Source organism: Weizmannia sp. FSL K6-0777 (genome assembly GCF_038593185.1).
Classification (GTDB): Bacteria; Bacillota; Bacilli; order Bacillales; family Bacillaceae_C; genus Weizmannia; species Weizmannia faecalis.
Genome location: NZ_CP151971.1, coordinates 1,745,006 through 1,758,732 on the forward strand (window position 1 = coordinate 1,745,006; position 13,727 = coordinate 1,758,732).

At 48.0% G+C, this 13,727-nt stretch carries 17 protein-coding genes; 3 read left to right on the top strand and 14 right to left on the bottom strand.

Features of this window, described 5'->3' with window-relative positions:
• Nucleotides 1-16: 16 nt before the first annotated feature.
• The 6 genes from NST70_RS08130 to NST70_RS08155 form a co-directional block, all read right to left on the bottom strand.
• Nucleotides 17-1,213 carry an acetylornithine transaminase gene (locus tag NST70_RS08130; protein WP_014098233.1) on the bottom strand — a complete coding sequence of 399 codons (1,197 nt, stop codon included), beginning with the start codon at nt 1,211-1,213 and terminating at the stop codon, nt 17-19.
• Nucleotides 1,206-1,994, bottom strand: a complete 789-nt coding sequence (argB, locus tag NST70_RS08135) for an acetylglutamate kinase (RefSeq protein WP_014098232.1) — start codon at nt 1,992-1,994, stop codon at nt 1,206-1,208. Before argB ends, NST70_RS08130 begins: the two co-directional genes overlap by 8 nt.
• 64 nt (nt 1,995-2,058) lie before the next feature.
• On the bottom strand, nt 2,059-3,297 hold the full coding sequence (gene argJ, locus NST70_RS08140; RefSeq protein ID WP_342476152.1) for a bifunctional glutamate N-acetyltransferase/amino-acid acetyltransferase ArgJ: 1,239 nt from the start codon (nt 3,295-3,297) through the stop codon (nt 2,059-2,061).
• Nucleotides 3,298-3,336: 39 nt separating this feature from the next.
• The gene (gene argC, locus NST70_RS08145) at nt 3,337-4,374 is read right to left on the bottom strand and encodes an N-acetyl-gamma-glutamyl-phosphate reductase (protein ID WP_014098230.1); all 1,038 of its coding nucleotides are present in this window, start codon (nt 4,372-4,374) and stop codon (nt 3,337-3,339) included.
• A 163-nt stretch (nt 4,375-4,537) separates the two neighbouring features.
• The gene (locus NST70_RS08150; RefSeq protein WP_014098229.1) at nt 4,538-4,864 is read right to left on the bottom strand and encodes a hypothetical protein; all 327 of its coding nucleotides are present in this window, start codon (nt 4,862-4,864) and stop codon (nt 4,538-4,540) included.
• A 15-nt stretch (nt 4,865-4,879) separates the two neighbouring features.
• Nucleotides 4,880-5,341, bottom strand: a complete 462-nt coding sequence (locus NST70_RS08155) for a hypothetical protein (protein ID WP_014098228.1) — start codon at nt 5,339-5,341, stop codon at nt 4,880-4,882.
• Nucleotides 5,342-5,496: 155 nt separating this feature from the next.
• Here NST70_RS08155 and NST70_RS08160 point away from each other — a divergent pair, with 155 nt between their 5' ends.
• Complete coding sequence (locus NST70_RS08160) at nt 5,497-6,321, top strand: manganese catalase family protein (protein ID WP_014098227.1); 825 nt, start codon at nt 5,497-5,499, stop codon at nt 6,319-6,321.
• A gap of 49 nt (nt 6,322-6,370) precedes the next feature.
• On the opposite strand, the gene NST70_RS08165 is transcribed toward NST70_RS08160, so the two are convergent.
• From NST70_RS08165 to dacB, 5 genes are all read right to left on the bottom strand, one after another.
• Nucleotides 6,371-6,838, bottom strand: a complete 468-nt coding sequence (locus NST70_RS08165; protein WP_017550441.1) for a hypothetical protein — start codon at nt 6,836-6,838, stop codon at nt 6,371-6,373.
• A gap of 162 nt (nt 6,839-7,000) precedes the next feature.
• Complete coding sequence (locus NST70_RS08170; RefSeq protein WP_013859436.1) at nt 7,001-7,201, bottom strand: cold-shock protein; 201 nt, start codon at nt 7,199-7,201, stop codon at nt 7,001-7,003.
• 308 nt (nt 7,202-7,509) lie between these two features.
• Nucleotides 7,510-7,755: a hypothetical protein gene (locus NST70_RS08175; protein WP_014098225.1), complete on the bottom strand. Its 246-nt coding sequence runs from the start codon at nt 7,753-7,755 to the stop codon at nt 7,510-7,512.
• 207 nt (nt 7,756-7,962) lie between these two features.
• Nucleotides 7,963-8,877: an LD-carboxypeptidase gene (locus NST70_RS08180; protein WP_342476155.1), complete on the bottom strand. Its 915-nt coding sequence runs from the start codon at nt 8,875-8,877 to the stop codon at nt 7,963-7,965.
• The gene (gene dacB, locus NST70_RS08185; protein WP_342476156.1) at nt 8,874-10,361 is read right to left on the bottom strand and encodes a D-alanyl-D-alanine carboxypeptidase/D-alanyl-D-alanine-endopeptidase; all 1,488 of its coding nucleotides are present in this window, start codon (nt 10,359-10,361) and stop codon (nt 8,874-8,876) included. The genes NST70_RS08180 and dacB overlap by 4 nt, the downstream gene beginning before the upstream one ends.
• 190 nt (nt 10,362-10,551) lie before the next feature.
• Between dacB and NST70_RS08190 the strand changes: the two genes are divergently transcribed.
• Together NST70_RS08190 and NST70_RS08195 are read left to right on the top strand one after the other, a co-directional pair.
• Nucleotides 10,552-11,136 (top strand): 1-acyl-sn-glycerol-3-phosphate acyltransferase, encoded by a 585-nt coding sequence (locus NST70_RS08190; RefSeq protein ID WP_342476157.1) that lies wholly within the window; start codon nt 10,552-10,554, stop codon nt 11,134-11,136.
• A gap of 231 nt (nt 11,137-11,367) precedes the next feature.
• Entirely contained in the window at nt 11,368-11,820 is a 453-nt protein-coding gene (locus NST70_RS08195) for a DUF2621 domain-containing protein (protein WP_207368731.1), read from the top strand.
• 38 nt (nt 11,821-11,858) lie between these two features.
• Here the strand turns inward: NST70_RS08195 and NST70_RS08200 are convergent, their stop codons facing one another.
• The 3 genes from NST70_RS08200 to NST70_RS08210 all read right to left on the bottom strand — a co-directional run bounded on the left by NST70_RS08200 (nt 11,859) and on the right by NST70_RS08210 (nt 13,593).
• On the bottom strand, nt 11,859-12,338 hold the full coding sequence (locus tag NST70_RS08200; protein ID WP_342476159.1) for a cytochrome c biogenesis protein CcdC: 480 nt from the start codon (nt 12,336-12,338) through the stop codon (nt 11,859-11,861).
• Nucleotides 12,339-12,479: 141 nt separating this feature from the next.
• Entirely contained in the window at nt 12,480-12,839 is a 360-nt protein-coding gene (locus NST70_RS08205; RefSeq protein ID WP_013859444.1) for a response regulator, read from the bottom strand.
• A gap of 46 nt (nt 12,840-12,885) precedes the next feature.
• Nucleotides 12,886-13,593: a cytochrome c biogenesis protein CcdA gene (locus NST70_RS08210; protein ID WP_118497688.1), complete on the bottom strand. Its 708-nt coding sequence runs from the start codon at nt 13,591-13,593 to the stop codon at nt 12,886-12,888.
• Nucleotides 13,594-13,727: the final 134 nt, after the last annotated feature.

Sequence of the window (13,727 nt, forward strand, 5' to 3'; positions counted from 1 at the left end):
CTTGTCTCTTTGCCGGTTAAAGATTGTTTTGGCTTGCCTTAGTAAAAACAGTTTTCATTTTTTCTGCAAAAAGCGCCGTTTCCTTTTCCGTAATAACAAGCGGCGGCAACAGACGGACAACATGCGGGCCTGCTGTTAATACAAGCAAATGCTCAGCCAATGCCGCCCGGGTGATTTTTACAGCTTCCATTTCCGTTTCAAGGCCGGCCATCAGCCCTTTCCCGCGGATTTCTTTAATAAAAGAAAATTGCGTCTTCAAGTCTTCCAATTTTGTCCAAAAATCGATGCTTTGTTTTTGGACATGTTCGATGATATTTTCTTCCGCAAACGTTTCAAGCGTTGCCAGACCGGCTGTCGCAGATAGCGGGTTGCCGCCAAAAGTGCTGCCGTGCGTACCGGGCGTAAAGCTTTGCGCGATTTTTTCTTTCGCGAGCATGGCGCCAATCGGAATGCCGGACCCCAGCCCTTTTGCAAGCGTCATGATATCCGGTTCGAAGCCGTACTGTTCATAGGCAAACAGTGTACCGGTACGGCCCATGCCCGTCTGCACTTCATCTACAATGATTAAACAATCGTTCTTTCTGCACGTGCGGACAAGGGCATCCACCCAATCCTGTTCCGCAGGGATGACGCCGCCTTCCCCCTGAATCAGTTCAAACATGACGGCAATGGGCTTAAGCTTTTCGAGATCGCGGAGTGCCGTGATGTCGTTAAACGGCAAATAGGTGAATCCCGGCACAAGCGGTTCAAAGCCATGCTGGATTTTTTCCTGTGCCGTTGCCGACAATGTCCCGAGTGTCCGGCCGTGGAACGAAGCCTTGAAGGTGACGATGGGCCCCGATTTTCCGCGTTTTTTTGCATCAAGGCGGGCCAGTTTGATCGCCGCTTCATTGGCTTCCGCGCCGCTGTTTGCGAAAAACACCCGGTCAAATACGCTTTGTGCTGCTAGTTTTTCAGCCAGCTCTTCCTGCGGCCCGATTTCAAACAGATTGGAAGTATGCCAGATTTGGTCCAGCTGGCCGGTCACCTTGGTTTTTACCTTTTCGGGGACATGGCCGAGATTGCAAACGGCAATGCCTGAAGTAAAATCCAAATATTTTTCTCCATTTTCATCCCATACATAACTGCCTTTTCCTTTTACAAACTTTACCGGCGTCCGGCTGTACGTTTGCATAAGTGCTTGCTTTTTTACCGTTTGCGTCATCTTATCCATCGATCAAAACCCCGTTCCCTGTAAATTTCGTCCCGGTTTTTCCGCCGCCTGCCAAAAACAGGAGGCTGTCTTCTTCTGTCCCGTCCACAATCACCACTTCTTTTACGCCGGACCGGATGCATTCCGCTGCTGCCCGGACTTTCGGAATCATGCCACCGGTAATGACTTGTTTTTGGATGAGCCCGTCAACCTGTCCGGGGGTAAGATAAGGGAGCACTTTCCCTTCCATCATGACCCCGGGGACATCCGTCACCATCCAAACACGCGCGTTCATTTTCCGGGCAACCGCGGCTGCTGCCAAATCAGCATTGACATTCAGGCGCTGGCCGTTTTTATCCGTCGCAACCGGGGAAATGACTGGGATAAACTGCTGTCGCAATAAAGCAAGCAGCACCTGTTCGTTTACAGATTCGATTTCCCCGACATACCCGAGATTCGGTGTCTCAATCTTCCTGGCAGTTAAAAGCCGTGAGTCGGTTCCGCTGATGCCGACCGCTTTGGCCCCCGCCTGCGAGAGCCGGCGCGTAATCCATTTGTTGATGGAGCCGGAAAGCACCATCTCAACGACGTTTAACACCGGCTCGGTCGTAACGCGCAACCCGTTTTTAAATTGCGTTTTGATCTGCATTTTTTCCAACATGGCTGAGATCGCCGGTCCCCCGCCGTGAACGATGACAGGTTCAAGCCCGAATCGCGCTTTGATTTGCACCAGATTTTCAAAAAATGCATCCGGCAGCTGATGGAGAATGCTGCCGCCGCACTTGATGACAACGTATGCCAATTTGGCCAACCCCTTATAAATAGTTATTGAATTGTATAATTATGCAACAATGCGTGCACAAACATTATGAACGATAAGTGGCATTGATTTTCACATAATCATAGGTCAGGTCGCATCCCCATGCAGTACCCTGGCAAGTTCCGGCACCAAGGTCGATGGCGATACAGATTTTGTCATTTTCCTTTAAATAGGCATGTGCCTCGTCTTCGGAATAGGAAGCCGGCATGCCTTTTTCCACTACGGGAATCCCGCCGATGCGGATAGAAAGCGCTTGTTCATCCACTTGGACGCCGCTGTATCCGATCGCATTGATAATCCTTCCCCAGTTCGCATCGGCGCCAAAGACAGCAGCTTTTACCAAATTTGAGCCGATAACGGTTTTTGCGACCGTTTGTGCCTCTTTTTCCGTTTCAGCCCCGGTTACACAGACTTCAACCAGTTTCGTCGCGCCTTCCCCGTCTCTTGCAATTTGTTTGGCAAGTTCCCGGGCAATATAGGCAAAGCTTTCTGCGAATTTCTTCCAATCCGGGTGTGCATAGGAAAGCGTATCGTTTCCGGCCAGCCCGTTTGCCATTACAACGACCATGTCATTTGTGCTTGTGTCGCCGTCCACCGTAATCATATTGAACGTTTCATCGACCGTTTGTTTCAGCAGGTTTTGCAATGCAGCGGCCTCAACTTTGGCGTCTGTCGTGATAAAAGCGAGCATCGTTGCCATGTTCGGATGGATCATCCCCGATCCTTTGGCGCAGCCAGCAACCGTGACCGTTTTCCCATCAATTTCAAGCGTTACGCAGGCGCGTTTTTGAAAGGTGTCCGTCGTAAGTATCGCTTTTTCAAAAAGGTCCGGATGGGATGTGCCCTCTTTCTCGATACGGCGAATGCCGGTTTCAATTTTTTCAACCGGTAAAAGCTCGCCAATGACACCTGTTGAGGCAACGCCGATCAGGCTTTCGTTTACGCCGATTTGAGCGGCGAACCATTCCCGCATCAGGCGGGCGTGGCGGAGGCCTTCATTGCCTGTAAAGGAGTTCGCGTTTCCCGAATTCACAATGATGCCGGACAGCTTCTCACTTTCCATAATGCTTTCTTTTGTAATCTGGATGGGTGCAGCTTGAAACTGATTCGTCGTGTAGACCGCAGCCGCTTGTGCCGGGACAGCGGAGTAAAGCCACCCAAGATCCGGACGTTTTCTTTTAATGCCGCAATGGAGCCCACCGGCAAAAAATCCTGCCGGGCTCGAGATGTTTCCGTCTGTTTTCGTAAAAAATGCAGTACTTTCTTTTTCATATAATTGATTCATTGCCATCCTCCATATATAAACGGTATGTTTAAGATTGCCTTATGGATAAACCGGAACATGGTCGAGCCCTGTATCTTCTTCCAGCCCGAAAAGCAGATTCATATTTTGGATTGCCTGCCCGCTTGCACCTTTTACAAGATTGTCAATGGCAGAAATGACCACGAGCCTCCCCGTCCGTTCATCCACATGGACGCCTATATCACAGTAATTTGAGGCGTATACTTCCTTTGTAGATGGAAAAGAACCAGCCGGCCTGATCCGGATAAATTTCCGGCCTTTATACACTTTCCTATAATATTGGCGGACATCTTCGGTGGTGACTTTTTTTGCTAAAGGCGCGTATATCGTGCAAAGAATCCCCCTCGTCATCGGAATAAGATGGGGCGTAAATGAAATTTTCGCTTCTTTTCCGGCAAACGCCTTGATGAACCGCTCGATTTCCGGTGTATGCTGGTGGCTTCCGACTTTGTACGCACCGGTATTTTCATTTACTTCAGTAAACAAGTTGCCTAGAGAAGGGGTTCTTCCCGCACCGGAAACACCGGTTTTACCATCAATCACAATAAAGGAAGTATCGATGAACCCCCCTTGAACAGGCGGGAGAAGTCCTAAAAGCGCTGCGGTCGGGAAGCAGCCGGGATTGGCGATCAGTTGAGCCTCTTTTATCCTGTCCGCATTCATTTCTGAAAGGCCGTAGATAGCTTTATCCAGCTCTTTTTGCGGGGCGGGTTCGCGTTTATACCATTGCCTGTACGCTTCCCCATCCAGCCTGAAATCCCCGGACAGGTCGATACACTTTAAACCTTTATCAACAAACCGTGGTACCCAGTTTTTGGCTACCCCAGACGGCGTTGCGAAAAACAATAGTTCTACCCTGCCTGCGATTTCATCCGGAACCATGTCTTCCAATCCGGCTTCTATGATTTGCTGGAAATGCGGGTAATGTGCGGTCAGCATCGTGCCTTTTGTGCGGTGCGATATCAACATTTCCAGTTGTGCGCGGGGATGGCGGGCAAGAAGTCTGACAAGTTCCGCACCGCTGTATCCGTTTGCCCCGACAATCCCTATTTTCAACATTTTCATCTCCCTATTGTTATGTATGTGCATTATTATAATTCATTATGTATGATTATACAAGGTTAAAAATATAAAAAAATAGAAACTTTTCGCTTTCAAGCATAACAAAAAAGATCAAGGCCTGCATCCGGCAGGGCTTGATCTTTTTCGTCTGCAAGGAAAATTAGTCGTGTGCCAATACGACGATTTTTCCGTTTGCCGCCGCACCGACATACCGGGTGGCAATTTCAAGCGGAATTCCGAGCTCAAGGACCTTTTCCAATATTTTTTCCGGGTATGTTTTTCTTTTGACCAGTGCTTTCAGTTCATTCATGAGATCCACATCCGTATGAAGGCATATTCCGTTTACACCTTTTCCGGCTTCGCGGCCGACTTCACGGATGGCCGCAGCATTGTTGGCGATGACAGTAATGCGCCCATTTTCTCTATGATGATGTAAAATGGCTTCCGCTGCTTCCCCGGGTCCGGCAAAAATTCCAATTAACTGCATATGCGTGTCCCCATATTAATCACCAAAAGAAATGACGAGTTTTTCCAGTTCCGCCGCGCTGGGTTCCGTCATCGTAAAGCCGAGTCTTTTCATTTCTTCAGCTACTGCCGCTGCATGGCTTTGATCCGTAACAATAAAGGTGCGGTCGCGCTGAATGGTGTCTTTCACTTTCGCCAAAAAGGAAAACAAAGCAGCGGTTTTCGGTTCTTGAATTTCACGCATAAAATGGGAAGATTTCTCGGTTACCGGCAAAATCCAAATCTCACATGCATATGGCATTTTTAAAATTTCATAGAAAGCATCTGTTTTTTCGAGCGGCGTACGCAGCGTATAATCGAAAAACTCATACACTTTCCGGCTGGAAAAAGGGAAGTTTGCAAACGGGCGAGAATCTTCCTTGTCGAACACGTGAATGTCCACTTTCGATTTATTTTTTTCAAAATAATTGTCTTCTGTTTTTGCAACGATATTTTGCATCGTTATGTTCCCCCTTGTATGTAAATCAGATTTCTTTTTATATTGCCTTTTTGCCCCGTTCTTAAACACCGGCGTTCGTTTTTTTCGAATGTTTAACCCGTTTTTCCTAGGGTAGACAGGAATTGAAGATCAAAACCGGAACAGGAGTGGAGCAGATGTTTTTACACAAAAAAGAGTTGCAGTTTGAAGCAAAACCTGAAAGGCCGGATCCGGTTTTCGCCAATAAAGTGCAGGAAGTGCTCGGCGGGCAATACGGGGAAATCTCTGTGATGATGCAGTATCTTCTCCAAGGATGGAACTGCCGGGCAGATGAAAAATACCGGGATATGCTGCTTGATATCGGGACAGAAGAAATCGGCCATGTGGAAATGCTCGCCACATTAATCGCCCGCCTGCTCGATAAGGCACCGGTCAAAATGCAGGAAGAAGCGGTTGCGAAAGACCCTGCCATTGCAGCTGTCATGGGCGGGATGAATCCGCAACACGCCATTGTCGGCGGGCTCGGCGCGTTGCCGGTCAACAGTGCGGGTGTTCCGTGGAGCGGCAGTTATATCGTATCAAGCGGGAATTTAATCGCTGACTTCCGCGCCAATCTCAACGCTGAATCGCAGGGGCGACTTCAAGTCGTCCGCTTATATGAAATGACGGACGATCCGGGCGTGAAAAAAACACTATCGTTTTTGATCGCGCGGGACACGATGCATCAGAACCAGTGGCTGGCCGCCCTGCGTGAACTGGAAGAACAGGAAGGTGTTGTCGTGCCGAGCACATTCCCTCCTGAACAGGAGCCTGAAGAATTTACCCATCTCTTTATCAATCATTCGGAAGGCAAAGAAAGTGCCAAGGGAAGATGGGCGAGCGGCGAAAGCATTGATGGAAAAGGTGAATTTAAATTTGTCGAACCTTTTGCATCCCATGACCGTGTCGGACAACAACCGGCACCGCCCTATGTGCACGGAACACTGCCAATCGTTAAATAAAGCAAAAACCGAAAGAAGACTTCCCTTCTTCCGGTTTTTTTGCCATTTCTTAATATGCACCCGCCATCACCGGTTGGCGGTAGGCAGATAGCGACTCATCCATGATTTTTTGAAAAAGCGGCTCAAGATGTGCGGGGATCAGCTGGCCGGCAAAATCCCACGCATTTTGCTCAATCGTAAGTGCCAGTGCTTGCTTTTCCGGTAAATGCCCGGACTCTTCAAAGGCGGCGGACAATAGAGGCAGATTTTCATCCATCGCATGGCCGATTTCATGTGCAAGCACAATCGTGGCGTAAGGCAAAAACCATTCGCAGCTTCCAAACAATAGCTCGCACTGCCGCCGGATTGTCTCTATATACAGCGTAATCGTATCGGTGTGCGGATGGTATTTGCCGCCAACAAGGCGCCCGCCGGGGAACTGTTTCTTTATTTTCAAATGGGCGGTGCACCCGGCGTTTTTTAGTAATTCTGTTGCCATTTCTCTGATTTGCAAAATTCCCCTGTCTCCTTTATCCATATTGGCATTGCTCTTATCATATATTATGAAAGATCGCGATTGCAATATGTATCTATTTTTTATCCGAAGCGGCCGGATTAAAAGGATATTTTTTTTCCTAGCAAAGGGACGTGTGAACCTGATTCCCAAGGCAAAAAAAAACAGGCCATAAAGGCCTGTTTTTTATAATTTCGAAACGTTTGCAGCTTGTGGTCCGCGGTTGCCTTCTTCAATATCAAAAGATACGGATTGGCCTTCTTCCAAAGTTTTAAAACCTTCGCCCTGAATCGCTGAGAAGTGAACAAATACATCGCTGCCGCCTTCGCGTTCGATAAATCCGTAGCCTTTTTCCGAATTAAACCATTTTACTTTACCTTGTTCCATTTTGTTTCCTCCTAATGTGTTTGAACACAAAATTACTATCCTTGCTCAAGTGATTTCAGGGGGTCAGTTTTAAAACTTCTTCCTTCCTTACCATACCGAACAAAAATAATTCTTTATTATAATAGCAGATTATAAATGTGGTGTCAAGACGAATTGATTATTTTTTTCTTTATTTTTTTCTCCACTAATGCCGTGATTTTTTCGGATGAAAACCTTTCATGGCTGCCGAATCCATCCGCCTGGAAAAATGCTGCTGCAAAAATGGGAAAAAGATGCCTGCACGCAGGCATCTTTTTCGGTAAAGCGTTTTATTTTTCTTCCCTGTACCCGTGGCCCGGAAAATTCCCGTATCCGCTGTGGCCGTAATGCCCGGAATGGTAATGATGATGGTGGCCGTGCGGGTAACCATAACCATGTGAGTGGCCGTACGAGTGGCCGTACGAATGCCCGTACGGATAACCGCCGTAACCACCGTATCCTCCATAATGGTGGTGGTGCCCATACGGCATATAATGGCCCGGATAGCCGCCATAATACTGCCTGGATTCTGCCAAATTTGTCACTCCTTTATCCATTGCTGCTTTTACAATATGGCAGTTGGAAGCGCATCGTTTGTGCATCCGCCTGCAAGCGGGAAAACAGGCGCCAATTTAAACGGCCGGATGTGCGTCTGCATTGTAAACCCCTTGCTAGGCCAGCCTGCTTCCGGACATACCGTACGGGCAATAAGTATGCGGTTATGATGAGAACGATATGCAAGCTTATTCAGCGACAATGGTTTCGCAAAAATGCAGGCGTTGGCCTACTGTATCCAGTGTGACCGGGATGCCGAGCGGAAGCGCCAGATTCGGGGTACCGTGCCCGGACTGTATGCCGGCAAGCACCGGCTTACCGCTCCCGTAAAAAAACTTTTTCAGGACATCCTGTGCCGTAAACCCATCCGCGTATGCTTCCGGCTCACAGTCCATCCATTGCCCGAGCACAAACCCGGAGGCGTCATCCAGTTTTCCGGAAAGCTGAAGCTGGGTCAGCATCCGGTCGATCGCATATGGCTCTTCATGCACTTCTTCAAGAAAAAGAATTTTTCCGCTTGTATCGATTTCAAACGGCGTTCCCATCAGTGCGCAGATTAATGACAGATTCCCGCCTGTAAGCGGCGCTGTCATGACCCCTTCACCCCACGCTTCCCCCGTGTAACTGCCGGTAGGAACACCGGTTGACGCCAGCTTGAGCAATGATTGTACCGAAAGCGCATCGTCTGTGATAAATTCGACAGCCGCCATCGGGCCATGGATCGTGGCGAGGCCGCATTTTTGCTGGAAAACGATGTGTAGTGCTGTAATATCGCTGTAACCGATAAATAATTTCGGATTCTCCCGGATCCATTCAACGTCGAGATACGGTAAAATTTGCGGTGTCCCGTACCCGCCGCGCAAACAAAGAATTGCCCGCACGTCATCGTCTGCAAACATCGCATGCAGATCGGCTGCCCGTTCAAGCGGCGTGCCGGCCATATACCCACCGTATACTTTCTCCGCATTTTCCCCCACTTTTACCCGGAAACCGAGCCGCCGCAATTTCGCAACAGCAGTTTGAAGCCTTTCGATTGAGACCGGGCTTGCAGGCGCGACCAGCCCGATCGTATCTCCCGCCTGCAATCGTTTCCCTTTTCTCATCCTTTTCCCCCCTGGTTGATGAATTGCAGTACAATTTGCTCTTCCGCTTGATGTACTGCTTCTTCATCCAGTACATTATTGATCAAAATGGAAAAAATCAACTTTTCCCCGGATGTTACCTGCATATAGCCGGAAAGTGTGCTGACGCCTGTAATCGACCCAGTTTTGGCAAACACCTGTCCTCGAGCAGCCGTCCCCTTAAACCGGTTTCTGAGGGTTCCGCCTTCCAACCTGTTTTCAGCCCCCGCAACAGGCAGCGCATCGAAAAAGCACGGAAACCAGTCTTTTTCCTGTATCCGGTATAAAAGCGCCGTCAAATCATTTGCCCGGACCAAATCGGCGTGGGATATGCCCGAACCATCACGGAGCATCATCTGGTCAGGGTCCATGCCAAAGTTACCTGCAACGCTGCGAATGACTTCAAGCCCTTTTTCCCAGCTTCCTTCCCCTTTTTCCGTTTTCCCCATTTCTTTTACAAGCATTTCGGCGATGGTATTATTGCTGAATTTTAAAAACGGCACCATGATGCTTGATAAAGGCGGCGATTGCGAAAAGAGAACCGGAACTGCTGCATCCTTCACCCTGCCCGTTTTGATCGTGCCTTGAACGGTGATCCCGTTTTCCTCTAACGTTTTTTTGAAAACAGACAGTACCCATTTCGCCGGGTCCCAGACCGCTTTCCATTGCCGGACTGCGGCGGAATCGGCTGTAATCGTCCCGCTTGCCGTAAACGTATTCCCGCCATGTGCCCGGCTGATGACGATATCGTCCTCCTGCTGCTCACCGTCTCGCACGGTTCGGACATAGTTGACCAGTTTAACCATCCCGCTTTCCGGAACCATTTTGATTCGCGCTTTCATGCCGGGTTTTTTTGCCGGAACAACTTCAAAAATGGCCGTCCCTGCATCATAATCCCGGTTAGGCGATAAAGTTAAAGCCGAAATTTGTGCCCCGTAATATTCCTGTTCATCGCTCCACGGCAAGTCAAGTGAATACCGGGTATCGTCATAGCGCGATTCATCACCGACCAGGTCCCCCTGAATACGCCGGATCCCCTGCTTCTTTAATTCAGCCGCCCAGTCCGCTAAATCGGATTTCAATAAAGCAGGATCTCCTCCCCCTTGTATGTATATATCACCGTAAAGCGTACCGTTTTGGATCGCGCCTGTCCGGTACACGCCCGTTTTAAAACGGGCATTTTCCCCGAGCGTTTCAAGCGCGGCGGCTGCGGTCAGCAGTTTCATATTGGATGCAGGGCGCAACAGCGTATTGCCATTTTGTTCGTAGAGCAGTTTCCCGCTATCAGCCGAACGGACGCTGATCGCAACGATCCCGCCTTTTAAAGGGGCGGCCTCAAGAATACCGGCAATCTTTGCGTCTGTTTCTTTTTTCCCGTGGCCTTCCCTGTCCCCTGCTGCATAAGGCCCGGTTCCCTGAATAAATAGAAATGCCATCGTCCATATCACGACCCATCTTTTATGCAATCCGTTTCCCTCCGTATGAAATTCTGCCTTGCTTTATCATATTCCTTCTTTATTTTAATCTTTCCGTAAACGCTGTTTTGACTGCTATCTTCTTTTTTCCAATGATTCATTTCGCGTTTTTAAATATTTTTTGCCAAATTAGTAGAACAAGCATGCCTGTATAGTATAAAATGCTTGTGGGGGTGTAATCATGTACCGGTTTGGCTATTATGTTGTTGCCGGCATTTTTTGGCTGCTTGGCGGCAACATCAAAAAAGAAAACAAAGAGAAAATCCCTGCGGCTCCGTTTGTGGTCGTTTGTACCCACCAAACATGGCTGGATATTATCTACCTTGCGATTGCCATCTGGCCTGTCCAAATTCATTATATGGCGAAACAGGAACTTTTCTCTAAAAAATGGTCAAAATGGCTGTTCACAAAGTTGCACGCTTTTCCAGTCAATCGTGAAAATCCGGGCCCGAGCTCGATTAAAATTCCAATGAAACTTTTAAAAGAAGGGAAGGTCGTCGGCATTTTCCCTTCCGGAACACGCAAAAGCGAACATGTTTCTTTAAAACGCGGTGCCGTGACGATTGCTTTAAAAGCAAATGTGCCGCTTGTCCCGGCCATTTACGAAGGGCCGAAAACGTTCAAAGAAGTCCTCGCGAGAAAGCCGAAACGCGTGCGCTTTGGCGACCCGATCAGGCTGGCAGACGGAAAAAAAGGAACAAAAGAAGAAATTGAAAAAACGATTGTTCTGCTGCAAGACACTTTTGAAGCGCTGAAAAAACAGTAAAAATGCTTTCTGCTTGCCCGAAGCAGATGAAAAAGCACAAAAGAAATCAAAAAAACGGCGAGGCACCGCATTCAAAGTGCCTCACCGTTTTTTTCATGGACAAATAAAGATAAAACATCACTTTTTCTCTGTCCCCTGCCGGCCGGAGAAAGGGTTTTTCCTTTTTTAATTGAAAAAACAGTCCATTTTTTCTTATAATAAAAGCGAGTACTTGCCAGGGAGGAGAGCGTCATGCTGAGTGGATGGTTTTCTGCCTTTATTTTAATATGGATCCTCTGTCTCGTTTTTCTCTTTTCAGTTGGCGGCTATTTTATGTTCCGAAAATTTTTGAAAAGGCTTCCGAAAGAAGACGGAAAATCGATACTTGACCAGCAGGAAGAGACAATCCTTAAAACGCGGCACCTCTGGACGCCGGAGTACAGAGAACTGCTTGAAGAACTAGTAAGCCCTGTCCCGGAATTGTTCCGCGATGTGGCCAGGAAAAAAATCGCGGCAAAAATCGGGGATGTGGCGCTTTCCAAAAATGCAAAGAAAATGACACTGGACAATATCATTCAGGGCTATATCCTCGCCACGCCAAGAAGGGACCATAAATTCCTCCGAAAAAAATTAAAGCAGCTGGACATCGATGACAGCCGCTACGAGCATTTGTTTGCGCAGAAAAAAACAAAATCGGTCCGGTAAATGAAAAAACATCATTCGGCAAAAGCGAATGATGTTTTTCAAGCACGGACCCCTTCATCCAGTTCCTGCATGAGCCGCCTGTACTGAATATACATGGCGACGCGCCACGGCAGAATCATGCCGAATGCGAGCAGAAAAAACATGCCGCTGAGCTGCCCGATTTGAATCGAGGAGCTGAGTACCACCTTCATCAGCAACCGGATGAGAAGGAGCCCGATCAGAATAAACGGAAAAGCTTTCGACCGTTTTAAATATACATTTCCGTCACGGACTTCGAAACGGGAAGTTTTAATTAAAAATATGGAAAAGAACATTCCGACCACAAATGCTTCCAATACTTCGACAGGCGTCACGCGAAAATACGGGACGACAAACATCAATGCCCCGGTACTCATAAAGACCGGCGGCAACAATATTTTTTTTGTGGAAACGGGCTTGTTCTGCCCTTTTAAACGGACAAAAATGACCAAAGACCCCATCAAAATCGCAACAATGAACGAGATGACAATGCCTTCCATGTCTCAACCCTCTTTAGTAACAGATTTTTAACAAAATAAATATAGCTACGGTAAATATAAGTTTCCTATGCTAATATTCAACCATAAAAGCGGGGTTGATGTCCAGCCGGAATGCCTGCCTCTCTTTTTTTGCGGCGCCTGTCAGTTCAAAACGCGTTCAACCGCTTCTAAAACACGCGTTTCATCAAAAGGCTTGACGATAAAATCCTTTGCGCCGGATTCTATTGCTTCGACGACCAGTTTTTGCTGGCCAAGCGCGGAGCAAATAATAATTTTTGCGTCCGGGAATTCGCGCACGATCTTTTTCACAGCTTCAATGCCGGTCATCTCCGGCATGGTAATGTCCATCGTAACGACATCCGGCCTGACTTCACGGTATAATTCAATCGCCCGCTGCCCGTTCTCCGCTTCGCCCACAACGGTATGGCCGCCGTTTTCCAGCATTTTCGCCAAAGTCATCCTCATAAATTTTGCATCATCCACAATCAACACATTTGCCATCGATCGAATTTCTCCTCCTCATTGATCCGTTAAAATGCAACCCGGATTAAAATCCCTGGAATCCCCCGAACAGCGCACTCATATAACCGGAAATGACAGGCATCCAGTCAAAAAAGAACAGGATTCCGGCGAATATCATCACAACACCGCTCCATTTTAATAGTTTCACGCTATATTTTTGCATCCACCCCAATCGTCCGATAAAAAAAGCAAGGACAAAAAAAGGGATGGAGAAGCCGAACACATATGCAGCCATATAGACGGACGCAGAAGCCGGATGGGCCACTGCCATCGCCAATACCGAGGCAAGAATCGGCCCGGTGCAAGGCGTCCAGCCGGCAGCAAATACAAGCCCGACGAGAAAAGAACCCAAGAATCCGACCGGCTGCTTTTTTACATCGATTCGGTACACTTTCATAAAGATCCCCGGCTGAAAAATGCCCGCAGCAAGCAGCCCAAAAAAAATGAGCGCGACTGCACCGAGCTGCCGGATGGCATCCTGGTAACGGATAAAAAAACTCCCGATCCAGGAAGCACCAAACCCCAATGCAATAAAAACTGTGGAAAATCCTGCGAGGAACCAAACGGTATGCAGGATACTTTTCCACTCCCGCATGCCGCCCCCGCTTTTTAACCGGCTAACAGAAGCGCCTGTTATATAAGAAACAAAAGCAGGGTAAAGCGGCAGACAGCAAGGCGATATAAAGCTCATGAAACCTGCCCCGAAAGACAGCCATACTGTTACATCAGCCATCGGTTCACTCCCCATCCCGGCTCATTTTCATTTTAACATAAACTGATTGAAAGAGAAAAAACATCACGAAAGCAGTATGTGTCAAGTTTTTCTCGACAAGGTTTAAATATCGGGTATTCCAAGACACTCTTTTT